The following is a 23,986-nucleotide window of genomic DNA, read 5'->3' as shown; positions in this document are numbered from 1 at the left end:
ATAGGTTGAGATCTGTCGCTGTCGGTCGTGAATTATAAAAAATATGAAACAAATTCTCAGCATTATTTTTGTTTTGAGTGCGTGTTTGAGTCCTCTGACTGTGCCGGTGATGGTGCAACCTAGTTGGGCACAAAGTCAAGATGCACAGAGTGAAGAACTTCTGAAACTGATAGAGGAAGCAGATCGACTGCAAAAGCAAGAAAAATACCAACAGGCGATCGAAATATGGCAGCAAATTTTAGCCACTGCACAAAAACTTAAAAATAGAGAACTTGAAGGCATAGCACTCAATGCTATTGGTCTTAATTACTACATTAGTTCTAGGCTGGAAGAAGCTTTGAAATACTTTAACCAAGCTTTGCCGATCGCCCGAGAAGTCGGCGATCGCTCTGAGGAAGCTGATATTTTGGATAGTATTGGTTCAGTATACCAGACTATGGGACAGCCGCCTGAAGCTTTGAAATACTATAACCAAGCTTTGGCAATTGCGCGACAAATAGGCGATCGCACGCTGGAAGCTAGTATTTTGGAGAATATCAAAGAAGTCAACAAAACCAATGAATAAGTCACAGTTCACCAAGAATAATGGGTTTAAATCCTCCTCCTTCGAGGGGGAAATAAAACAAAATTATTCACTGTTTCATTCCTCGGAGTTCTAGGTAGAGGTCGATCTCAAACTGTCAACTGTCAACTGTCAACTGTCAACTGTTGAAACTCTCCCCCACAAAGCCAATCCGCCGCCCCTTCCCCTCGCAGCAATTATCCCATCTTCTACCAGAAAATATGCAAAAAATGCCTGCTTCCCCACACTCAAGCTAAAAAATTCCGCCTCCCGCGCTTCACCGCCGCGAATAAATCCTTGATACACGGTTTTACCCAACAATTTCACCCTAATTCTGGTAAAATCAAATGCTAAAATATTCTGATTACCCAAAAACTTGGTCGGCCCGGAAAGAGTTAGTTCGATCGCCCCAACGAGCACTGAATTCTCCACTCTGCCCGTTTCACTAGGCTTTTCGCCTTCAGCAACAGGTTCAACTGAGTAAGCAATTTGAATTTTCGCCACCCATTCGGGGATGTAACGTCCGGCGCCTAACACAATTCCCGCTTTTTGTCGAGTCTTTTTCGTGCCAGTTATAAAGCACAAGCGCCAATTACCGGTTAGTTGCTCGAAGGAATAGCGAGTTTTAGTTTTTTTGGCGTTTTTCTCCGCTTCTAAGAGGGCTGCGACTACGGCGGTGGAAGATGGTTTAGGATTGGATTTGGCGGCTTGCTCTAGAATTGATAGGTTTTCCATTTAACTAACAATAATATAGGAAGGTTCGTTTTCTATTGGATTTTTTTGAGGTAATGAACCGCAGAGGCCGCAGAGGGCGCAGAGGGAGAGGGAAAGAGAGGGGTTTGTAATAATATTAGGGGATGTAGGTAGCGGAGAACAACATGGTGACGATCGCCCCGACAGACACAGAAATCATTATCATCGGTAGCGGAATTGGTGGGTTGAGTTGCGGTGCAATGCTTGCCAGTTATGGCTTTGAGGTGATTGTCTGCGAAAGTCATTCGATCGCGGGCGGGGCAGCCCACGGGTTCAAACGGGACGGATTTACCTTCGATTCCGGGCCGTCTTTGTACTCAGGATTATCCTACAGCCCCTCTGCGAATCCGCTGCGACAAGTTCTCGATGCGATCGGCGAAAAACTTCCCTGCATCACTTACGATACTTGGGGTTGCTGTTTGCCCGAAGGCGATTTCGACACCTCCGTAGGTGCGAGTCAATTTGGTGAAGTGCTTTTAAAACTGCGCGGTAGCGAAGCAGCAGCCGAATGGCAAAAACTCCAGCGGGTGATGGAACCCTACGCCAAAGCTGCCACAGCCTTACCCTCTATGGCTTTGCGCTTCGATTTGGGCGCTGTTTTCACCCTCGGCCAATTTGCACCGGCTTTCCTGCAAAGTGCTGGAGATGCGATCGCCCTTGCAGGCCCTTTCAGCCGGATTATGGACGCAAATGTCAAAGATCCGTTTGTGAAAAATTGGCTGAACCTGTTGTGTTTCCTGCTGTCTGGACTTCCCGCTGACGGCACGATCGCAGCCGAAGTCGCTTTCATGTTCGCCGACTGGTATCGCCCCAATGCCGTTTTGGACTATCCGATCGGCGGTAGTGGAGCCCTTGTCGATGCCCTGGTACGCGGTTTAGAGCGCCACGGAGGGCAGTTGCTGCTGAATTCCCACGTTGCAGAGGTTTTGGTGGAAAACAACCGGGCGGCGGGTGTGCGACTGCGATCGGGCAAAATTATTCGATCGCACAAAGCCGTCGTTTCCAACGCCTCGGTTTGGGATACGCTGAAACTTTTGCCGGAAAACTCTATCCCCAAACGGTTTCGCCAACAGCGACAGGCGACTCCCGAATGCGATAGTTTTATGCACTTACATCTGGGAATTGATGCTGCGGAAGTGCGATCGGACTTAGCCTGTCACTATATCTTCGTCAAGGACTGGGATCTGGGAGTTTCCGCGCCTCAAAACGTCGTCCTGGTCTCGATTCCCTCCCTCCTCGACCCCCACCTCGCACCGGACGGGAAACACGTCATTCACGCCTACACGCCCGGTAACGAGCCTTATGATTTATGGCAAAAGCTCGATCGCGCCAGCGAAGAATACAAACAGCAAAAGCAAGCGCGCGCCGAGGTGATGTGGGAAGCATTAGAGAGGATTATCCCCGATATTCGATCGCGCTGCGAAGTCACATTAGTTGGAACACCGCTAACCCACGAACGGTTTTTGCGGAGAAATCGGGGCTCCTACGGGCCGGGAATTCGCGCCGGTACAGGCTTGTTTCCAGGGCCGGGAACTCCTTTGGCGGGTCTGTTTTGCTGCGGAGATTCCACGTTTCCGGGTATCGGTTTGCCCGCTGTTGCTGCTAGCGGGGCGATCGCAGCCAATACGATCGCACCCCTGCACAAACATTTAGAAATGCTGCGGGATCTCGGTCTAAAATCTTAGACTTATTGCATGAAATATTGCAAATAAAGATAGGTTCGTAGTGAGGACTTTAGTCCGCATCAAATCAGAGGACTAAAGTCCTCACTACGAACAAATAAAAATAGGTTCGTAGTGAGGAATTTAGTCCGCATCAAATCAGAGGACTAAAGTCCTCACTACGAACAAATAAAGATAGGTTCGTAGTGAGGACTTTAGTCCGCATCAAAATGAGAGGACTAAAGTCCTTACTACAAACCTATTTGTTGTGTCCTGTATTTTCCCAAATGCGATCGCACATTCTTGTGCCCGGATTTGCGATCGGCCGATTATCAAAAATTGGCACAAAACTTTGATACTATCGGTCAAATACGACCAACATCTGTCAGCATAGAAATACATAGCTCGATCGATCGCAAAAAGAGGCCACCGTGCAACCCGTAGACTTTACAACATTAACCGCAGCTTGCAGCGAACTGCGAACCCAATGGCTGCCAGCGCGCTTAGAACAAGTCTACCAGCGCGATCGATTCACAGTGTCCCTGGCCCTGCGAACCATGAACCAACGCGGCTGGATAGACATTTCATCCCATCCAGCAGCCGCCCGCATCTGCGTCGGCGACTCCCCGCCCCGAATTCCCGACACCTTCACCTTCAGCGAACAACTGCGACACCAACTCAGCGGTTTAGCCTTAGTTTCCATCGCCCCCGTGTCTCCTTGGGAAAGAGTCATCGACTTGCAATTCGCCAAACGCCCCGGCGAACACGCCCTCTGGCATCTCTACGCCGAAATCATGGGCAAATACAGCAACGTCATCCTCACCGCCGAAGACAATCTCGTTGTCACCTGCGCCCACCAAGTCAGCGCCAAACAGTCCAGCGTGCGTCCCATCCAAACCGGGCAACCCTACGAATTGCCCCCGTCTTTGACGGATGCAGTGCCAAGTGCGATCGAATCTCTCGATCGCTGGAAAGAACGAATTAGCCTGGTTCCCGGGCAATTAAAGACCAATCTGTTGAAGAATTACCGAGGGTTGAGTAAAGTCTTAGTTGTATCGATGATTCGATCGGCAAATCTCGACCCCGAACAATCCACAGACAGCCTAAATCCCCACCAATGGCAGCAACTATTTCATCGCTGGCTGTACTGGTTGCAATGTCTAGAAAACTCCAAATTTCAACCAAGTTTTACCCCCGAAGGCTACAGCGTCATCGACTGGCCAAAACCAGACGAAAAAGAAACAAATCCCGAAAACAAATCTAATTCCCCTCTTCCTTCTTCCTTCTATTCAGAAGCTGAATCTGCCAACGAATCTAACTCCACTCTTCCTTCTTCCTTCTTGCCTCTTCCTTCTTCCTTCTCTTCCGTTCAACAATTACTCAACAGTTACTACACAGGCGAAATCAACCAACAAGTATTTGCCCAACTGCGGCATCAACTAACCCAAAAACTCAACAACGTCCTAGCAAAACTGCGCCTCAAAGCCAACACATTTAAAGAACGCTTGCAGCAATCAGCAGATGCAGACACTCACAAATCCCAAGCCGACTTGTTAATGGCAAACTTGCAGCATTGGAAACCGGGAATGAAATCAATTTCTCTCCCAGACTTTGAAACCGAAAAACCAGTAATTATTCCACTAAACGTGGAAAAAAACGCCGTTCAAAACGCTCAAGCAATTTACAAAAAACACCAAAAACTTAAAAGAGCTCGCATTGCAGTAGAACCGTTGTTAGCAGCAGTACAAGAAGAAATCGACTATTTAGAACAAGTCGAAGCCGCACTTTCGGTATTAGAAGCCTACCGCAACACCCAAGATTTGCAAACCCTCGCCGAAATCCGCGAAGAACTGATTCAGCAAAAATATCTAGTTGTATCAGATTACCGTGGCAGTGACAAAAATGCTGCGATCGAATTTCACCGCTACCAAACCCCCAGCGGCTTTGAACTATTAATCGGGCGCAACAACCGCCAAAACGACCAACTCACCTTTCGTACAGCCAACGACTACGATTTATGGTTTCACACCCTAGAGATTCCCGGAAGTCACGCCTTGCTGCGCCTCACACCCGGTACAGTTGCTGAAGAAACCGATTTGCAATTTGCGGCAGACATGACTGCATACTACAGTCGCGCCCGCCACAGCGAACAAGTTCCGGTGGTTTATACAGAACCGAAATATGTGTACAAGCCGAAGGGTGCGAAGCCTGGTATGGTTGTGTACAAGCAAGAGCGAATTGTCTGGGGTCGGCCGCAGCAAGCCCCGGCAGGTTCGTAGTGAGGACTTCAGTCCGCATCCAATAACCACTCAAACCCCCACCACAAAAATCCGTCTCCTATGTAACCTTTTATTACAAATAATTAAAATTTATTGCAAAAATACCCCTCAAGAGGGATGATATTGCTGTTATAACCCGCTGCAAAGAAACGTGCAACTTGGGTTTCCTCACTGTGAGAAAAACACTGTGGGAAAAAACACAACGGATTTAACTTTTTGTGCAGACCAGCTTTTGCTAAAGCTGGTCGTTTCTGTTTAAACTTAGAACTACAAGACGACTTATTCCATAAATCTTTGCTGGATCCGGCAACCGCAGATGTCAGGCAGATGAACACGGATTAACGCAGATGCTTTTTAAGAGAGGAAAGTGAATGAATGCAATTGCTCGTCTCACCTCTGATTGTACAAATTTTCTGTAATTTACGATCGTTTTTCCTCTTGCACTGATTCCCAGACTATCTAGAAATTCATCTGCGTTAATCTGCGTCAATCTGCTTTAAATCTGCGGTTTTCGTATTACTCAAAAATTTATACAATAAGTCTAAACTACAATTAGTTAGTGCGATCGATCGCTTCTTCTGAAAAATTCGCCCTAAAAAAGAACTATTACCTATTGACTTTGCTCAACTTCCGGGGTATATTTTAGATAATGGAAGTGGTGACTTAAAATTTAATTTTGCCAGTATTTCCATTATTTAATTATACTTGATTGAATGCTCGCAGTCAAGGTGTGAACCCTAAAAAAAAAAGGCAATTTTTTTTAATACAATCAATTAAAATTAATCTGACCCACAACTAATTCTCCCTTAGCATGAATAAATTATCAATAAGTCCGATCGCCCGAATATTCTAAAATTCAAACCTACGATCGAATGAGAAGAAAGACCAATGCCTTACACCACCAGCCTTGAGCGCATCGGAATTGCACCCTACAACCACAATGAACAAGTCTCCGATCAGAATTCTGCTAGTAGAAGATGATACATTACTGAGTGCGACACTGGCAAAGGTGTTGGAAGCAAATGACTACACGATCGATCGCGCCAGCGACGGACAAGCGGGCTTAGACTTGGCAACATTGATTGAGTATGACCTGATTTTGCTCGACGTGCAGGTTCCAAAACTAGATGGGATTAGTCTGTGCCGGCAACTGCGATCGCAAAACTACCGCAAACCGATCCTGTTACTGACAGCAAACGATTCAGATGCCGATGTGGTAGCAGGGTTCGACGCCGGAGCCGATGATTACATCAACAAGCCTTGCGGTACGGAAGTATTGCTAGCAAGAATCCGCACATTATTGCGGCGCTCTAAAGCAGTTTCTCCTGGGAGTTTTGCTAAAGACTCATCCACTACATTGACTTGGGGAAATCTTTGTTTAGACATGGATTCAGGGCGAGTAACCTTTGGCGAACAACTTATTTCACTGACAGCCAAAGAATACAACCTGCTGGAATTGTTTATGCGAAATCCCGATCGCATCTTCAGCCGCAGCGCCATTCTCGATCGCCTGTGGGGATTTGACGATGTACCAACCGATCGCGCCATAAACACTCATATTAAGGATATCCGAAAAAAACTCAAAGCAGGCGGCTTGACTGAAGAAATGATCGAAACAGTTTATGGCATGGGCTATCGACTCAAGCGAAGTCCCCAATCCGCACCGCTGCTTTCAAACAATTCTAGCACCAACAGCACCAACAAACAGAAATCTCGCGCTGGAGATCCGTCTGCGATTGACAAAGTGCTAGAGCGGTTTCGAGGAGTATTTCAGCAACAAATTGCCGTCTTGTCGGAAGCAAAAACCGCTATGATTGCCGGAAATTTGGAACTCGAATTATATCGAGCCGCTAAGCATGAAGCGCATAAATTAGCAGGCTCTATGGCATCCTTTGGGTATCCAGAAGGATCGAAATTAGCGCGATCGGCAGAGCATTTACTAATCTCCGTTAGCCCAGTCAACGCCTGTGGTGTTCTTCGCCCTTTCACTGCTGAAGAAATCACACGATTTTCGGAAGTAGTGACAGGATTAGAGCAGGAATTAGCCAAACCAACAGTTACGTCAACCAATTCACCAGTGCCTACCGCGGTATGTCATCGAGTGCTAGTAGTTGACGATGATACTGCTTTGACGGAATCCTTAAAAGCAGAATCCGAAACTTGGAAAATTCGGATGAAAATTGCTCCGAATGTCGCTGCTGCCCGATCGCGCTTGGCTATGTCAATGCCCGATCTGATTTTAATAGATTTAAGCTTTCCCGACACAGAAGAAGATGGATTGACGCTGCTGCGAGAACTCAACGAGCGATCGCCCAACCTGCCCGTAATTGTATTTACAGGGCGCGACAGTTTGGGCGATCGGCTAGCAGTATCTCGCCTAGGTGCCAAACAATTTTTACACAAACCTGCCACCACCGACCAAATTTTTCAAGCCATATCCCGTATCTTAACCAAAACTAAAGCCCCGCAAGCCAAAGTATTAATTGTTGATGACGATCCTGCCATTTTAGCTCACTTATCTGCACTGCTAATACCTTGGGGTTTGCACGTGATAAAATTAACCGATCCTCAAGGATTTTGGGAGGTGCTGGTTACAACTTCGCCCAACTTAGTCATACTCGATTTGGAGATGCCACAAATTAGCGGGCTAGAGTTGTGCCAGGTGGTGCGGCAGGATACGCAGTGGGGAGATTTGCCAATCTTAGTTGTAACTGCTCACACCGATGCAGATTCCCTCAGCCAAGCCTTTGTAGCCGGAGCCGATGACTTCATTACCAAACCAGTTCTAGGGCCAGAATTAGTGACGCGGGTACTCAGCCGCATCAAGCGCACCAATCCGCGCCTCAAGCAGAGAAATACTTAAACTTAGTGACATCTCCCACACTAATCCGAAGCGGATATAGTGTGGGCTTCCAAGACAATCCGGCTATCGCTTAGGAGGCTCTTGGCTTTAAGAACGGAATGCCCTACCGCTCTATTTTTTATATTTACCGCTGCATTATGGTCACGATCTAGCTCACATCCACACGAGCAACTGTGCCAACGAATATGCAGCTTTTTTGGTACTTTCTCGCCACAATTAGAACAATCTTGTGAAGTATTATAGGCACTTACTGGAACAACCAACAAACCAGCATTTTCGGCTTTGTTTGTTAGAATCGACAGAAAGCTTGACCACCCAGCGTCCAACACAGATTTAGCTAATTTTGTACGAGCTAGACCTTTGACGTTTAAATCCTCGTGTGCGATAACGTCATATTTTAATAGCAGCTTGCTTGCTGTTTTGAAATGGAAATCTTTACGCCTATCAGCTACTTTTTTGTGGCACTTCCCTAACTGTTTAACGGCCTTCTTCCTTCGGTTGCTACCTTTCTTGCGACGTGAGACTCGTTTTTGAGCGACTCGTAGACGCTTTTGAGCTTTGCGGTAGTATTGAGGAATCGCGACTGTTTCGCCCTCAGAGGTTGTTAAAAATTCCTTCAGCCCTACATCAATGCCTGTTATTGAATTAGGATTGAAGTCCGGCTTTATCTCTGGAACGGCTTTATCTTCTAATGAAAGCGTCAGGTAGTAGCCATCCGCTTTCTTAGTTACAGATGCGGTTTTGATTTTATACCCATCCGGGATAGGACGATGCAAAACAACTTTAACTTTACCAAACATTGGCAAGCTAATTGAGTAATCTTGCAAGCACCCATCCTTCATCTGTGGATAAGTAAAAGTGCGATAACGACTCCGCGATTTGAAACGAGGTTTGCCACTACGTTTCCCGTTGCTGTCACCCTTCAAAAAACGATCAAAGGTTGTCTTAACTCGCTTGACTATATCTTGAAGGACTTGCGAGTAAATCTCGCCATACCAAGGATGCGTTTTCTTAAGCTGAGGTAACGTTTTCTTCTGTGAATAATAATCAGGATTGTCTCGCAGTTCAGGCAAGTAGCAGACGAGAGGACAGGCATTAACAGGAGAACGATTTTGTTCGTACCAGTTGAATCTATCAGCCAACAGATAGTTGTACTGCGAACACAGCATTGACAACCATCTGTCTAGCTCTACTACCTGTTGTTTGGTTGGACGTAGTTTATACTGATATGCCGTTCTCATGATTACCCTCCTTGACAATTATGATATCATAATTGTGTTCGCGTTAACAACACACCCAATGAAAGATAAGAATCTTCACATTCGATTGTCGGAAAAGCGTCTCAATAAACTGAGGGCAGTCGCGACAGCGAGAGAGCAGACTATCACCCAGATGATAGAGATGTGGATCGATCGACTCTCCCTGACATTTAATGACTGACTCCGTACCTCCGTCAGTCGCGCATTCATCCCACACTGATTTATCAGGGGTACTCGGCGATGCCTCGATTAATCCCCCTCTAAATTCAGTGTGGGGTTTCTGCTGTTCTAGCTAAAACCATTCATTCTAACATTTTTCGACTTTCTCAGTAATACCAACATGAAAAAATCATGCAACATTATTAGTAGGGTAAACGAGTGTTGACAATTCACCAGAAATAATTGCTTGAAAGCCTCTGGGTTTGGCGTATAAATTAAAAGAAGAGCATTCATTACTCCAATCCTCGGACTGACCGGAAGAGGTTGCTGTCAACAGTCAACAGTCAACTGTCAACTGAATGAACTAGACTTACCTAGATGCTACAAACAAGGGGCGAATGGTTATATTTTGAAACAAATGGGGATCTCTAATTTGACCGAGACGATACACACTTTATTTCGATATTGGTTTGAATTTTCAATTTTACCAAAATTATCATAATCTGATTTTATTTATCACCACTTTCAAAAACATTAAATAGTATGGAAGACATCGACAAAACTAAAGACGAACTGATTGCTGAATTAGAGTTGTTGCGCTCAGAAGTGGCGGCTCTCCAGCAGGCTGGACGATCGCAATCCGCAACTGGGCTACCACCGACAGCATCGGCAGTGCCAACCTTAACCCTCCCGGACTCTCTGGGTTTGGCCACCCGCCCTGAAGCAACTGGCCAATACACGATTCTGTTCGTAGACGACTCAGAAGTCGATCGCGCTACCTACCGCCGATTTTTGTTGCAAGATAGCGATCGCACCTACAATATTGTCGAATTTGATAACGGTGAAGATGCGCTGCAATGGTGTCAGCACGAGATCCCAGATATTTTGCTACTAGATTACTATTTACCCGATATAGATGGGTTAGAGTTGTTGGAGGAACTGCTGCAACAGACTGGGCGAAATACGCTTCCTGCGATCGTGCTTACAGGGCAGGGAAATCTACAAATGGCCGTTGATTTACTCAAAAGCGGCGCTCAGGATTATTTACAAAAAAGCCAGATTACCCCAGAAGTTTTGCAGCGTTCCATTAGCTATGTTCTGCGACACAGCCAACTGATGAGAGAACGGGAATGGCAGCGACAGCAACAGCAAATCCTGGCTAAAACAGCACTTGCTATCCGCGATTCCCTGAAATTAGAAGATATTCTCAACACCACGGTAACAGAAATTAGAAATATTCTGCTCTGCGATCGCGTAATTATCTTTCAATTAGCCCCAGACTTGAGCGGCAGGGTTGTGGTAGAGTCAGTTGGTTCAGAAGCGAGACCAATCCTATCCACTCAGATACACGATCCTTGCCTTAGTGAAAGCTATTTTGAACGCTTCAGACAAGGCTTAGTCACCGCTAAATCAGATATTTATAGGGCACAAATTGCTCCCTGTCACCTAGAATTTCTGACAAATCTCCAAGTCAGGGCAAATTTAGTCGTGCCGATTCTCCAAGGTGAAAATCTTTGGGGTTTGCTAATTGCTCATCACTGCGTTGCGCCGCGAGAATGGCAAGCTTCAGAAATAGAATTGCTGCGACAGTTGTCTGCACAAGCTAGTATTGCCATCAGAGCGCAAACAAGCAGAACTAACATTAGAGGAGACTCAGGAAAAACTGCAATTGTTCATCAAATATGCTCCCGCCAGTATTGTGATGTTCGATCGCTCTATGTGTTACCTAGCCGCCAGCCAGCGATGGGTTGATGAATTTGAGATCGATGACCTAGAATCGATAATTGGGCGATCGCACTACGAGCTTTTTCCCGATCTGCCTCTTCATTTGAAACAAAGCCACCAGCGCGGTTTTGCAGGGCTTGTTCAGAAATGCGAAGAAGATAAATTAATCTATCCAGATGGATCGCAGCAATGGTTCCGGTGGGAAGTTCACCCCTGGTACGCAAACAAGCAGAACTAACATTAGAGGAGACTCAGGAAAAACTGCAATTGTTCATCAAATATGCTCCCGCCAGTATTGTGATGTTCGATCGCTCCATGTGTTACCTAGCCGCCAGCCAGCGATGGGTTGATGAATATCTGCTCAATGACCTAGGATCGATAATTGGGCGATCGCACTACGAGCTTTTTCCGAATATTCCAGAGGAGTGGAAGCAATTCCACCAGCGCGGTTTCGCAGGTTTCATTGAAAAATGCGATGAAGATCGGTTTGTACACTCAGATGGCTCCCTGCAATGGTTGCGGTGGGAAATTCACCCCTGGTATCGCAGCAATGGCGATGTTGGTGGCATCATTCTCTTCACTGAAGATATTACCGATCGCAAACAAGCACAAATTGCCCTCCAACAAATCAATACCGAACTCGAAAAACGGGTAACAGAAAGAACAGCCCAACTCACCGAAGTCAACGATCGTCTGTTAGTTACCTTACTCGAAAAAGACCACGCCTATCAACTCCTCACAGAACAAGCACAACTGCTCGATCTCGCCCACGATAGTATTATCACCTGGGATTTAAACTCAGTCATCACCTTTTGGAATCAGGGAGCCGAGTTGATGTATGGCTGGACAAAAGCCGAGGCCTTCGGACAAGAATCGCACAGTTTGTTCAAAACGCAATTTCCGCAGCCATTGGCAGAAATTCAAGCAGAACTGTTTGAAACAGGTTACTGGGAAGGAGAACTAATTCATTACACTAGGGACGATCGCCAAATTACTGTATCTAGCCGTTGGGTTGTGCAAAAAGATGATGCAGGTAGACCAATTAAAATCCTAGAAATTAACAGTGATGTTACCCAGCGAAAAGCAGCAGAATTAGTCTTGCAGCAATATATCCATGAAGTAGAAGACCTCTACAATAATGCTCCCTGTGGCTATCACTCCCTGGATGCCGAGGGGACAATGGTTCGGATTAATGATACAGAACTAAAGTGGTTAGGCTATACCCGGGATGAACTGCTGTATAAAATTAAGTTTTTGGATCTGCTATCACCAGATGGCAAACAAGTTTTTTATGAAAACTTTCCCAAGTTAAAACAACAAGGCTGGGTCGAAAACCTGGAGTTCGAGATGTCCACTAAAGACGGCTCAAGCCGTTGGTTTAACCTGAATGCTACCGCGATAGAAGATGCAGCAGGCAACTTTATGATGACCCGCTCAACATTGTTTGATATCAGCGATCGCAAACAGAGCCAAAGAGAGCGAGAACAAGCTGAATTAGCCTTGCGAGAGAGCGAAGAACAGCGCCGATTAGCTCTAGAACAGAAATCCCGACAAGAAAGTTTGCTCTGGACTATTACTCAAGCGATTCGCCAATCTTTAGACCTCAAGGACATTCTGAATACTACCGTCACAGAAGTCAAGCAAACATTACAAGTCGATCGCGCTGCGATTTATCGTTTCACTCCCGATTGGAGTGGAGATTTTGTGGTGGAGTCAGTCGATCCGCAGTGGGTAAAACTGGTGGAATGCAATATTCAAAAAGCTTGTGAAGATGTCTACCTGCAAGAAACTAAAGGAGGTCGCTTCCGCAATCACGAAACCTTTGCGATCGCCGATATTGACGAAGCTGGACTTCATCCCTGTCACATCCAACTCTTGCAACAATTTCAAGCCAAAGCATATTTGGCAGTTCCCATATTTTCGGGAGAATTCCTCTGGGGATTGTTAATCATCTACCAAAATACTGCACCTCGCAATTGGCAATCTTGGGAAATTGAATTACTCGAACAGATTAGCAGCCAATTGGCGATCGCCATTCAGCAATCCCAACTCTACACCCAACTTGAACTCGAATTGCAAGAACGCCAGCAAGCAGAAGCTATAATTCGAGAAGCCGAACGGCGCTGGCGATCGCTTTTGGAGAATGTGCAGTTGATTGTTGTCGGACTCGATGCGTCGGGAAATATCAACTACGTCAATCCATTTTTTGTCGGTCTCACAGGGTATACTCACGAAGAAGTTTTAGGCAAAAATTGGTTTGAAAACTTTTTGCCTAGTTCTAGTATAAAATCAACTGAAGCCGACTTCTTGCAACTCTTGACTCACAATGCTCATCCCTATTATCGAAATGTCATCTTGACCAAATCCGGCGAAGAACGATTCATTGCTTGGAACAATACAACGCTGCAAGATTCAGATGGAACCGTGATCGGCAGTATCAGCATTGGCGAAGATATCACCGAACGCAACAAAATCGAACAAATTAAGGATGAATTCATCGGCATTGTCAGCCACGAACTGCGTACTCCTCTGACAGCAATTCAAATGTCCTTAGGACTATTAAAAACTGGAATTTACGATAAAAAACCCGAAAAGTCCCGGCGCATGATCGAAATTGCCCTACTTGATACCAATCGTTTGGTAAACCTGGTGAATGATATTTTAGATTTGGAACGGCTGGAGTCCGGGCGAGCATTTCTCGATAAAACCCTTTGCAAAGCCGCAGATTTGATGCAGCAAGTAGTAGATGCCCTCCAGGCGATCGCCAATCAACACCAGATTTCATTAATTATTATCCCCACCGATGCAGAAGTCTGGGCCGCAGCAGATGCCATCCTCCAAACCTTGACAAATTTACTTAGTAATGCTCTTAAATTTTCGCCTGTCGGTGCCACCATTTACCTGAGTGCGGAAAACCAAACAGACTGCGTGCTGTTCCAAGTTCGCGATCGCGGGCGCGGCATTCCAGCCGATAAATTAGAACTCGTTTTTGGGCGATTTCAACAAGTCGATGCCTCAGATTCCCGCGAAAAAGGAGGAACCGGGTTAGGATTGCCCATCTGTCGCAGTATTATTGAGCAGCACGGTGGAAAAATCTGGGCAGAAAGTATTTTAGGTGAAGGCAGCACATTTTTCTTTACATTGCCCTTACCTGCGATCGAATAACTGTCACCTTCAATAAAGGTATGTTGTTGCGCTTCAGCGCTCTTTCATAATTTAGAGCGCTGAAGCGCAACTACGTACCTAACGCCCAGGACTCTCTAAAATCTAAAATCCCAAATCTAAAATCTCAAATCCCATGACTGACAGATTAATTCTAGTAGTTGACGATCAAGAACACCTCCGAGAATTGGTGCAAGCGTGTTTAGAAGATCTAGGCGGATGGGAAACGCTGGTAGCAGCATCGGGAGAAGAGTGTTTACAAATAGTCCAAACACAACAACCATCAGCCATTTTGCTCGATGTATCTATGCCGGGAATGGATGGATTTGCTGTGTACGATCGCCTTCAATCCGATCCCAAGACGCGATCGATTCCGGTGATTCTGCTGACAGCAAAAGTCCTGCCGAGCGATCGGGCAAAATTTGCCCAAATGGGCGTCACAGGCGTAATTGCCAAACCAATCCAACCCACCAGCCTGACGGTAGAAGTCGCAGAGATTTTGGGGTGGGATGAAGAATTTTAAGATTATTTGTCAAGTTTTGTAACGATAGTAAAATCTTTACCAATTCCTTACCGTGGTTATCTAGGCTTCCGGGATACAGCTAAAAGCTCTTAGCATAAGAGGAGACTACATGAATGCTTTTTCAGTTATTCAATGATGTCACGCAGTATCTCGAATATCAAAATCAAATGAAGGCTTTGGAAGTGGTTGCTATGACCACCAAAACAATTTTACTGATTTACAAAGAACCAAATATGCAGGAAGTAGTAAAAGCTTGTTTAACCGACTTAGGAGGTTGGAACGTGCGAGTTGCCAATTCAACCCTGGAAGGCTTGCGACAAGCAATACTCTATCAGCCCGATAGCATAATTTTGGATATTTCCACTGGCGCCATAGATGAATTCCTATTTCTCAAACAACTAAAAACACTGCCCACAACCCAAGCAATTCCAGTTGTGCTGCTAACTCTCAAAGCGAAATGGGTCGATCTACAACAGAGCTTGTTCCCACAAGATAAAATAGCAGCAGTGATTGTAAATCCCCTCGATCCAGCTATGCTGTCCGTTCAGATTGCTCAGGCCTTAGGCTGGGACTTAGACTAAAATCTCACATCCCTCAGTCTGAGGATCGCGAAAGAATTTACACATATTTGTGGGACGGGATAGTTAGGACGGGCTAGAAGCCCATCCCACAAAAATCTTTTTTCTTGTGGGATGGGCTTCTAGCCCGTCCCAAAATTTGATTAAAAGGACTTTTGCAAGAGGTCTAATAAAAATTGTAAGTTATTTAATTCTCATTTCTTACTAGCCGTAGGGTGTGCCGCCACTCAAAATCCCTCGCCAAAAAATCAACAAATTCATAGCGACGCACCTCTGCGCGAGCTGAGTACAAACAACTCGGACATTCACTCCACCCAACAATTAATTAGGTTTTAGCAATACTTGACAGAAAGGGAATGACTTACTGCATAAGAGTTTGGAGCTTCCCTCAACCTGCATTTTTTAACAAGTCTAACTATTTATTGTTGCGAAATATTTCAAGTTAACTCAATTCATTAACAACCTTATATTTTTTACCAAATCTTTACTTTTCACTTTTACAGTCATGGTGTTGGTGTTTCAAGCCAGGTTACAGCACTTTCCAACAACAGTGAAATACATCTGATTTAAAAAAGAGGTTTTTATGATAGACGACGCAGGCAGCTCAAATCAAATCCTCGGTCAAGTTAACCAGAATACAGACTGTCCCTGCTGCTCCAATCCGATGCTGCGTCACTTTCGCCAGCATCAGGTGTACTGGTTTTGTCGCGAGTGTTGGCAAGAAATGCCCGTCTACAATCTTAACCAATATTGTTCATTGCCATCTATAGCAACTCTCAATAAAGCATGGGTGCCACAGAATCTGAGTTTTTCAACCAGTTTGAAATTGGCGGCCTGAGATTTGAGATTAAAACTGCCAATCCCAAATCCCAAATCCCAAAGCCAAAAACCAAAAGGGCTGAGCCTAGAAAGTAAACGTAGTTCTCACCACCCCAATTACCAAATCAGAATTACTCTTATTGTGGTCAGGAGCAGTCAGCCAAATCACACCCGGAGTGATCGAAATATTGTCGCTCAACTTAAACTGATAGAACCCTTCAATGTGAAGAGAAGTATCCTTATCTTCCGGCAAAGTCCGATTAGTAGAACTTGTTACTCGCGGCTCCATACCTACCAGAAAGCCCGCCACATTTCCCTCTTTCAACAAATCGGGAAAAGCCACAGTAACAGCCCAGTTCCAGATTTTTTGGTCTCCGCGCTGCACAGAACCGGTAGGAGTAGCCAAGTTAGATAAAATGCGCTGGTTAGTGTAACCAGCCCAACCGCCAATTGCCAATCCAGGCCGCACTCTCCACGAAGCTTGGGCGCCGTAGGAATTGCTAGAAACTGGCAGATTATTGTCGCTGTCGATGCCGAAGGAACCGAGACGTACCGGAAAATTAGAAGCGTTGCTGCCCGTACCAGTGACGAAGTTGTAGGAATTGACGTAAGTTAAACCTAAAGCCATAGTGCTTGTCGGTTTGAAAGTCAACTGAGCCAAAGCGCCGTAAGAACCGTTGAACAAACCGTTACCCTGCGTCGGGCTTGCAGCGTTGCCGGCCAAATATCCCAAACTCAGCTCAAGTTTTTCTCCCAATTGCTGCCGCACAGCGATACCAGTACCCGCAGTCAAATAGTAAATCGGGTTGCGAGTGCCGAAGTTAGAAAGAGCACCGCTACCGCCATCTCCGTCAAAGTAAGGATTGACAGTGTTAGTAAAATCGTCAGCGGCACCGGCATTGGCTTCGAGAATTACAGTAGTGCTTTTGCCGAGGGGAAATTGGTAAAACAGCGCATCTAAACCGACTGTATTGCTAGCTGTTCCAAAAGGCCCGGCGTTAAACCGCAATTCCCCTTCAGCAGTTTTAGTATTATTAGTAGAAAACGCACCCAAATTTAAAACTTGCAGTCGAGTTCTCAGCAAGTCTTTACCAGTGAAACTCGTGTCAAAATTGAGACGAACCCTGCTGCCAAAAGCCGTGCTTCGATCGGCATCGCGGCCGTCAGCATCTTCTCCCCGGGCGATACCTGTCAATGCAAAGATTACTTCGCCGTTGAGTTTAGTCGTAGTCGAAAACTGATTTGCTTCTAATTCAGAGGTGCGCGCTTCCAAGGCATCGACGCGCCCGCGCAAAGTTGCCAATTCCGCTGCAAACTCTTCTTGCAGCTTTTGCACAGCAGCCAAATCTTCTTTTGTGGCTAAACCCCTGGTACCGCCTTTAATCAGCTCGTTGACTTTATCCAAACAGGCATTTAAACCCGCTGCAAACTCGTAGCGAGTCATCGCCCGGTTGCCGCGATAGGTGCCGTCAGGATAGCCGGCAATGCACCCATAGCGCTCTACTAGGGATTGCAAAGCTTGGAATGCCCAATCGGTGGGCCGCACGTCGGAAAGTTGCGAAACGGAGGTTACTTGGCCGACTGCATCTTCGCTGCTGCCTTCTGCGCTGTATTGGTTGATTTGTTCTAAAACATTTGACTGCGCTGGAGGCTGGGCAATTGGAGCAGTTGATTGGGAAATCTGCTGGGGTTTTGCGGCTGCTTTGTCGGCGCTGACATTAGTTGGTACAGCGGGTTTTTCGCTGGAGTTGGCGGGCGCGACTGCGGGGATTTGCTCTGCGACAGGTTGCTTGGCATTTAAGTTGGCGGGCGCGACTGCGGGTTTGGTTTCGCTTAAGTCTGCTGCTGCAACTGCGTTGTTTTCCGGTGATGCGACTTGTTCGGCAACTGGGGCTACCTTCGCTGCGAGATTGTTATTTTCAATAGTCTCAACAGTTAAGTTGTTAACTACTGACGCTGGTTCTGCCGTTATTGCTGATATTTCAGGCTGTGCTGCCTCGGTTGCAGCACTTGGTAATTGCAATTGATTAGCTTGAGCTGCGGCAATTTCTACAGGTTGCTCTGCTGCTAGGGCAGTTGAAGATACGACTAAACTTGCTGCTAGTACAGCGGGACTGGTTAAGAGTCCTTTCCACAAAAATTTGGACATTTTTTCCTCACACCACGTTAGTTCGATCGCCCGTTCCACACATTTTGGCGATCGCAAATCACCTACAGTATTCCGCCTAATAGTATTATTTGTCAACAATCGGCGGGAAATTTCCCGCAGAGTGCGGTTTTGCTATTTCCGATTTGACAAAAACCCCGTTGCTCCCAAAAAATATTGGTTTGAAGCACCCAAAAAAATTCTTACAAATACCCGATGCTGGTGAGTTTCGAGTCCAAAATTTTAGACTTCTGTTCAAAATCCCAGATTAATCCGTGGAGTAAATCTAAAATCTAAAATCTAAAATCTAAAATCTACAATCGAGTCGCCTGCGTAGAAACACGGTTGATGGCTTGAGGGTGCGTAAGCGATCCCTCGGTAAGACTAATATTGACAGAACTGGCGCTCACAAATCGTTCGATCGACTACATAAAGTGAAAAAACTCAAATACGCCCTAGTTCATGAATGGTTGACGCCCTTAGCTACCGGCGGTTCAGAACTCGTAGTTGCCGAAATCCTCAAATACATAGACGCTGATATCTATGCCCTGATTGACTTTGAATCGGCGAATCCCGAAAGCTATCTGTTCGGGCGACAGATTGGCACGACATTTTTGCAGAATTTCCCCAAGGCCCGCAGCGGCGTGCAAAAATATTTGCCATTTCTGCCGATCGCGATCGAACAACTAGATCTGCGAGAATACGACATCATCCTCTCATCCTCCCACGCCGTCGCCAAAGGCATCCTCAGCAGTCCAGGGCAAATGCACGTCTGCTACTGCCACACGCCCATGCGCTACGCTTGGGACTTAACTTTTGACTATTTACGCAGCAGCAAAGCCGGACGGGGCATCCCGGGCTTGCTGACGCGATATTTGTTGCACCGACTGCGGCAGTGGGATGTAATTTCTGCCAACCGCGTCGATTATTTCATCGCCAACTCCCAACACACCGCACGCCGAATTTGGCGGTGCTACCGACGGCGCGCCGAGGTGATTTATCCGCCGGTAAATATCGAGAGATTTTCCTTGATGCGGCAAAAACAAGACTTTTACGTGACAGTGTGCCGGTTGGTAAGCTACAAAAACGTAAGTGCGATCGTCCAAGCATTCAATCAACTCGGGCATACTCTCATTGTCATCGGCACCGGGCCAGAATTAGAAATGATTCGGCAAATCGCCAAACCCAACGTGCAACTACTCGGCTGGCAGCCCGCCTCCGTAGTGGAAAAGTACATGGCAGAAGCGAAAGCCTTTGTCTATGCAGCTTGCGAAGATTTTGGCATCGCTTTAGTAGAAGCTCAAGCTTGCGGGACACCAGTAATTGCCTATGCAGCAGGCGGCGCTTTGGAGACAGTGCTCGACATTCGCCAACACCCTGAGACTGGGACAGGTTTATTTTTCCCCTCCCAAACCCCAGCAGCAATAGTCGAAGCTGTCGAAGAATTTGAGCAGTTGCAAGGCAAATTTGGGCCAGAAATGGCACGCTTGCGCGCCTCCCAGTTTGCCCCGGAAGTCTTTGAGCAGCGCTATCTAGCTTTTGTGGAACACTCCTATCAGGAATTTCAATCCGGTGATTTTACTCAGACTTGATATCAATTCCGGTTGCACCGGAATCAACATTGCCCGAAATGAGGAGACGGCAGTGCCGTGTCCCTACGGTGATTAATGTAGGGACACGGCACTGCCGTCTCCTCCATCATGTCTGAGTGCAACCGCCAACTGCCAACCGTCAACAGTCAACTGACAACAGTCAACTGCCCCTTTCCGCAAGAAAATTGAGTATTTGAAACATAATTCAGAGAACAAAGCGTCTTGAGGCCTTATGATCGTGACTGTGTGTGGTGTGAAGTGAAGGAGTAAGATGACTGCCGACAGCCAACTAATCTCCGGCAAGGTAATTCGAGCGATCGCAAGACGCGGTTTTGCGCCTGTCCTGCAAGGAGATAGACGCATAAGTCGTTCTCTAGAGAGACTCGACGGAGAATTTTTCAAGCGGTTATTTGACATTCTCTTTTCCTTATCGGTTCTAATCCTGTTTGCTCCGGTTTACCTGCTTTTGGCTCTCTCTATCGCCTTAAGCTCGTCCGGGCCTATCTTTTACGTACAGGAACGAGTAGGCAAAAACCGTAAAATGTTTTATTGCCTTAAATTTAGAACGATGGTGGAAAATGCGGACGACATATTGCTGGAAATCATGGAAAAATCTCCGCATTTGCGTCAAGAGTTTGAGGACAATTTCAAGCTTAAACAAGACCCTCGAATTACCTGGATTGGAAGATTTTTACGAATGACCAGTTTAGACGAGTTCCCCCAGTTTTGGAATGTATTAAAAGGAGATATGAGCGTCGTCGGGCCGAGACCTTTAGTTGAAGAAGAACTGCCGAGATACGGCCGTCACATCAACAAAATTCTCACCATCAGACCTGGAATTACAGGCTTGTGGCAAGTGTCCGGTCGCAACGACATTCCGTATCCCCGGCGAGTCCAAATCGACCTGTATTACGCCAATGACAAAAACCTTTGGATGGATATGTGGATTGTTTTCAAAACAATTGGAGTTGTGATTTTCCCCAAAAATAACGGCGCATATTAATTTTTGTCGGCAGTCAGCCATCGGTAGTTAGTTTTGTTTGTTACTGACCACTGAGGCTGACTACTGACAGCAAGCGGCAAACTCTTTACTCAAACAAAACACTTCCTTGATGCCGATCGAAGAATTGTGAGTTAAGGTAGAGCTTGAGCATACGACGGGCAGGCAACAACAGCCTCTACCCTGAAAGTCCGAAGTGAATTAACACAGCCTGTCAAAGGAAAATCAGATGACGCAACGCAAGCGAGCGCTAATAACAGGTATTACAGGCCAAGACGGGTCCTACTTGAGCGAATTACTGTTAGAGAAAGGATACGAAGTTCACGGCATTATCCGGCGCAGTTCTAGTTTCAATACCGATCGCATTGACCATATCTATGTCGATCCTCACAGCGAGGATGCAAAGTTGTTTCTGCACTACGGCGACTTGACCGACGGCACTACTCTCCGCCGAATATTGGAACAAGTTCAGCCTGTAGAAGTTTATAACTTAGGCGCTCAATCTCACGTTAGAGTCAGTTTTGACTCACCGGAATATACGGTTGATGCCGTAGGGATGGGGGTATTGCGACTACTAGAAGCAATTCGGGACTACCAGAATCGCACAGGCATAGAAGTGCGGTTTTATCAAGCAGGTTCTTCTGAAATGTTTGGTTTGGTGCAGGAAGTTCCGCAGAAGGAAACAACTCCCTTTTATCCCAGAAGTCCCTACGCTTGTGCCAAAGTTTACGGTCACTGGCAAACAATAAATTATCGCGAATCCTACGGACTTTTTGCTTGTAACGGCATCTTGTTCAATCACGAGTCTCCGCGCCGTGGCGAAACTTTTGTAACTCGCAAAATTACTCGGGCTGTTGCCAGAATTGTCGCAGGCCAGCAGAAAAAACTTTATTTGGGCAACCTCGATTCCAAGCGGGACTGGGGCTTTGCTAAAGACTACGTGCAGGCAATGTGGCTGATGCTGCAACAAGACAAGCCTGACGATTACGTAATTGCTACTAACGAAACCCATTCCATTAAAGAATTTCTAGATTTGGCATTTACTTACGTCAATTTAGATTGGCAAAAATATGTGGAGTTTGACGAACGTTACTTGCGTCCGGCAGAAGTTGAACTGTTGATTGGTGATTCGACTAAGGCGCGCCAGCAATTAAATTGGGAACCTTCTGTAACTTTTGAGCAGTTAGTGCATTTAATGGTAGATGCTGACATGAAATCGCTCAAAAAGCAAGAACGAGGTTCTGGCAACGGATTTGATTGATCCACAAAACTAAACCGTCAGTCGATTTTAGATTTTAGATTTTAGATTTTAGATTTTAGATTTTAGATTTTGGACTTACTCCACAGATGAATCTGAAAGTTGGAACTCTTAGTCTAAAATTTTTGACACTCCCCGAATCCTGTCAGGGACTTGTATCCGTTCCCGGGTGTGGTGACTGCTAACAATTTGTATGGGTAGTGTCCCGTCTGTTACCCGATTCGCGCATCGGGGCATTACCCATACAAACAGTTCACAAGTGATGAGAGGATTGTTGTAGCTATTAGTGCGGGCATTCCAACAACCAGCTTAACCGATCGCCAAATTTTCGGCTGTGCGGGCCAACAAAAACATTAAAACGTTGAGGACTGGAAACCCATAAATCTCACGTTCAGATACAAACGGAGCAATTTTCCCCTATCTGGGACAGCTAAAACTGACTTGTTAGCGCCTGCTGTAGCGGAAAGCTTTTTTGCTAAAGTAACAAATTTAGACTGGAAATTGTCGATCGACCTTTATTGAAAATCCCGAGGATAAAATTATGACAAGCTTGGATTTAAGCAACAAACGCATCCTAGTCACGGGCGGCGCCGGTTTCCTCGGCCGTCAGGTAATCGACCAATTAGTCAAAGCAGGGGCCGATGCTGATAAAATTTCAGTTAGTCGATCGATCGACTGCGATCTTCGCATCATGGAAAACTGCAAGCGCGCCGCCAACCAACAAGACATCATCATACACTTAGCAGCCCACGTCGGTGGCATCGGTTTAAACCTCATCAAACCGGCAGAACTATTTTACGACAATTTGATGATGGGCGCGCAACTAATCCACGCAGCCTACGAAGCAGGAGTCGAAAAATTCGTCTGCGTCGGCACAATTTGCGCCTATCCCAACTTGACTCCAGTTCCTTTCAAAGAAGACGACCTCTGGAACGGCTATCCCGAAGTAACCAACGCACCCTACGGAATAGCAAAGAAAGCCTTATTAGTGCAACTACAATCCTACCGCCAGCAGTACGGATTCAACGGTATCTACTTGCTACCAGTTAATTTGTACGGCCCAGAAGATAACTTCGATCCGAAAAGTTCCCACGTCATCCCAGCATTAATTCGCAAAGTCCACGAAGCCCAAGAAAGAGGAGACAAAACACTACCAGTTTGGGGCGATGGTAGCCCCAGCCGCGAGTTTTTGTATTCCACAGATGCCGCGCGCGGGATTGTGATGGCGGCTCAATCTTACAATGAATCTGACCCGGTTAATTTGGGAACAAATAGCGAAGTTAAAATTCGCGAGTTAGTAGAAACAATTTGCGAATTGATGGGATATGAGGGAGAAATTGTTTGGGAAACAGACAAGCCGAATGGTCAGCCGCGCCGTTGTTTGGATACCCAAAGGGCTAAGGAAAGGTTTGGTTTTGTGGCTGAGGTGGAGTTTAAAGAAGGCTTGAAAAATACGATCGATTGGTATCGCAAACACGCAGTTTGAGTGTAAAACAACCCGGTTTCTTGAAGGAACCGGGTTGTTTTGCATCTTATTTATAAAACTCGGCGGTTTCAAGAGACTGTTGGCGAATTAAAAAAGGGTGAAACCAAACATCCCACAATCGTGGAAAAAAACTATGATGAGGCAGAGGGAAAAAGAGCGGC

General features: G+C 46.1%; 17 protein-coding genes. 14 read left to right on the top strand and 3 right to left on the bottom strand.

Annotation, left to right across the window (positions count from 1 at the left end; translation table 11 throughout):
* Nucleotides 1-43 precede the first annotated feature (43 nt).
* A complete protein-coding gene (locus JGK20_RS20645; protein ID WP_293185292.1) occupies nt 44-565 on the top strand; it encodes a tetratricopeptide repeat protein in 522 nt (173 codons plus the stop codon).
* Nucleotides 566-694: 129 nt separating this feature from the next.
* Here JGK20_RS20645 and JGK20_RS20640 read toward each other — a convergent pair whose 3' ends face one another.
* Nucleotides 695-1,297: a hypothetical protein gene (locus JGK20_RS20640; RefSeq protein WP_293231973.1), complete on the bottom strand. Its 603-nt coding sequence runs from the start codon at nt 1,295-1,297 to the stop codon at nt 695-697.
* A 143-nt stretch (nt 1,298-1,440) separates the two neighbouring features.
* Here JGK20_RS20640 and JGK20_RS20635 point away from each other — a divergent pair, with 143 nt between their 5' ends.
* The 3 genes from JGK20_RS20635 to JGK20_RS20625 all read left to right on the top strand — a co-directional run bounded on the left by JGK20_RS20635 (nt 1,441) and on the right by JGK20_RS20625 (nt 8,118).
* A complete protein-coding gene (locus tag JGK20_RS20635) occupies nt 1,441-3,000 on the top strand; it encodes an NAD(P)/FAD-dependent oxidoreductase (RefSeq protein ID WP_293231971.1) in 1,560 nt (519 codons plus the stop codon).
* 407 nt (nt 3,001-3,407) lie between these two features.
* A complete protein-coding gene (locus tag JGK20_RS20630) occupies nt 3,408-5,255 on the top strand; it encodes an NFACT RNA binding domain-containing protein (RefSeq protein WP_293185287.1) in 1,848 nt (615 codons plus the stop codon).
* Between the two features lie 940 nt (nt 5,256-6,195).
* Complete coding sequence (locus JGK20_RS20625; RefSeq protein ID WP_293185285.1) at nt 6,196-8,118, top strand: response regulator; 1,923 nt, start codon at nt 6,196-6,198, stop codon at nt 8,116-8,118.
* Between the two features lie 20 nt (nt 8,119-8,138).
* Here JGK20_RS20625 and JGK20_RS20620 read toward each other — a convergent pair whose 3' ends face one another.
* On the bottom strand, nt 8,139-9,359 hold the full coding sequence (locus tag JGK20_RS20620) for a transposase (RefSeq protein ID WP_293185284.1): 1,221 nt from the start codon (nt 9,357-9,359) through the stop codon (nt 8,139-8,141).
* A 720-nt stretch (nt 9,360-10,079) separates the two neighbouring features.
* Between JGK20_RS20620 and JGK20_RS20615 the strand changes: the two genes are divergently transcribed.
* From JGK20_RS20615 to JGK20_RS20590, 6 genes are all read left to right on the top strand, one after another.
* Nucleotides 10,080-11,288, top strand: coding sequence for a response regulator (locus JGK20_RS20615; protein WP_293231969.1), 1,209 nt, complete (start codon nt 10,080-10,082; stop codon nt 11,286-11,288).
* Entirely contained in the window at nt 11,254-11,499 is a 246-nt protein-coding gene (locus JGK20_RS20610) for a hypothetical protein (protein WP_293231967.1), read from the top strand. Before JGK20_RS20615 ends, JGK20_RS20610 begins: the two co-directional genes overlap by 35 nt.
* Complete coding sequence (locus JGK20_RS20605; RefSeq protein WP_293231965.1) at nt 11,460-14,426, top strand: PAS domain S-box protein; 2,967 nt, start codon at nt 11,460-11,462, stop codon at nt 14,424-14,426. The genes JGK20_RS20610 and JGK20_RS20605 overlap by 40 nt, the downstream gene beginning before the upstream one ends.
* Nucleotides 14,427-14,559: 133 nt before the next feature.
* On the top strand, nt 14,560-14,946 hold the full coding sequence (locus tag JGK20_RS20600; RefSeq protein ID WP_293185282.1) for a response regulator: 387 nt from the start codon (nt 14,560-14,562) through the stop codon (nt 14,944-14,946).
* Between the two features lie 113 nt (nt 14,947-15,059).
* Entirely contained in the window at nt 15,060-15,527 is a 468-nt protein-coding gene (locus JGK20_RS20595; protein ID WP_293185280.1) for a response regulator, read from the top strand.
* A 580-nt stretch (nt 15,528-16,107) separates the two neighbouring features.
* Entirely contained in the window at nt 16,108-16,362 is a 255-nt protein-coding gene (locus JGK20_RS20590) for a hypothetical protein (protein ID WP_293231963.1), read from the top strand.
* A gap of 66 nt (nt 16,363-16,428) precedes the next feature.
* On the opposite strand, the gene JGK20_RS20585 is transcribed toward JGK20_RS20590, so the two are convergent.
* The gene (locus JGK20_RS20585) at nt 16,429-18,588 is read right to left on the bottom strand and encodes an iron uptake porin (protein ID WP_366034752.1); all 2,160 of its coding nucleotides are present in this window, start codon (nt 18,586-18,588) and stop codon (nt 16,429-16,431) included.
* A gap of 335 nt (nt 18,589-18,923) precedes the next feature.
* Between JGK20_RS20585 and JGK20_RS20580 the strand changes: the two genes are divergently transcribed.
* The 4 genes from JGK20_RS20580 (at nt 18,924) to JGK20_RS20565 (ending at nt 23,825) form a co-directional block, all read left to right on the top strand.
* Complete coding sequence (locus JGK20_RS20580; protein ID WP_293225817.1) at nt 18,924-20,081, top strand: glycosyltransferase; 1,158 nt, start codon at nt 18,924-18,926, stop codon at nt 20,079-20,081.
* A gap of 271 nt (nt 20,082-20,352) precedes the next feature.
* The gene (locus JGK20_RS20575; protein WP_293177969.1) at nt 20,353-21,084 is read left to right on the top strand and encodes a sugar transferase; all 732 of its coding nucleotides are present in this window, start codon (nt 20,353-20,355) and stop codon (nt 21,082-21,084) included.
* A 226-nt stretch (nt 21,085-21,310) separates the two neighbouring features.
* A complete protein-coding gene (gene gmd, locus JGK20_RS20570) occupies nt 21,311-22,342 on the top strand; it encodes a GDP-mannose 4,6-dehydratase (RefSeq protein WP_293225815.1) in 1,032 nt (343 codons plus the stop codon).
* Nucleotides 22,343-22,880: 538 nt separating this feature from the next.
* Nucleotides 22,881-23,825, top strand: a complete 945-nt coding sequence (locus tag JGK20_RS20565; RefSeq protein WP_293196668.1) for a GDP-L-fucose synthase — start codon at nt 22,881-22,883, stop codon at nt 23,823-23,825.
* Nucleotides 23,826-23,986: the final 161 nt, after the last annotated feature.

The sequence above is a fragment of the Microcoleus sp. PH2017_05_CCC_O_A genome, assembly GCF_020738785.1.
In the GTDB taxonomy this organism is placed as follows: Bacteria; Cyanobacteriota; Cyanobacteriia; order Cyanobacteriales; family Microcoleaceae; genus Microcoleus.
The sequence above is the reverse complement of the archived record's forward strand: the minus strand, read 5'-3'. Positions and strand labels throughout refer to the sequence as shown.

Bases quoted from the DNA above. Each gene is read 5' to 3' on its own strand.
- JGK20_RS20645 (WP_293185292.1), top strand. From the start codon at position 44: ATGAAACAAATTCTCAGCATTATTTTTGTTTTGAGTGCGTGTTTGAGT.
- JGK20_RS20640 (WP_293231973.1), bottom strand. From the start codon at position 1,297: ATGGAAAACCTATCAATTCTAGAGCAAGCCGCCAAATCCAATCCTAAA.
- JGK20_RS20635 (WP_293231971.1), top strand. From the start codon at position 1,441: ATGGTGACGATCGCCCCGACAGACACAGAAATCATTATCATCGGTAGC.
- JGK20_RS20625 (WP_293185285.1), top strand. From the start codon at position 6,196: ATGAACAAGTCTCCGATCAGAATTCTGCTAGTAGAAGATGATACATTA.
- JGK20_RS20620 (WP_293185284.1), bottom strand. From the start codon at position 9,359: ATGAGAACGGCATATCAGTATAAACTACGTCCAACCAAACAACAGGTA.
- JGK20_RS20615 (WP_293231969.1), top strand. From the start codon at position 10,080: ATGGAAGACATCGACAAAACTAAAGACGAACTGATTGCTGAATTAGAG.
- JGK20_RS20610 (WP_293231967.1), top strand. From the start codon at position 11,254: ATGTGTTACCTAGCCGCCAGCCAGCGATGGGTTGATGAATTTGAGATC.
- JGK20_RS20600 (WP_293185282.1), top strand. From the start codon at position 14,560: ATGACTGACAGATTAATTCTAGTAGTTGACGATCAAGAACACCTCCGA.
- JGK20_RS20595 (WP_293185280.1), top strand. From the start codon at position 15,060: ATGCTTTTTCAGTTATTCAATGATGTCACGCAGTATCTCGAATATCAA.
- JGK20_RS20590 (WP_293231963.1), top strand. From the start codon at position 16,108: ATGATAGACGACGCAGGCAGCTCAAATCAAATCCTCGGTCAAGTTAAC.
- JGK20_RS20575 (WP_293177969.1), top strand. From the start codon at position 20,353: ATGACTGCCGACAGCCAACTAATCTCCGGCAAGGTAATTCGAGCGATC.
- gmd (WP_293225815.1), top strand. From the start codon at position 21,311: ATGACGCAACGCAAGCGAGCGCTAATAACAGGTATTACAGGCCAAGAC.
- JGK20_RS20565 (WP_293196668.1), top strand. From the start codon at position 22,881: ATGACAAGCTTGGATTTAAGCAACAAACGCATCCTAGTCACGGGCGGC.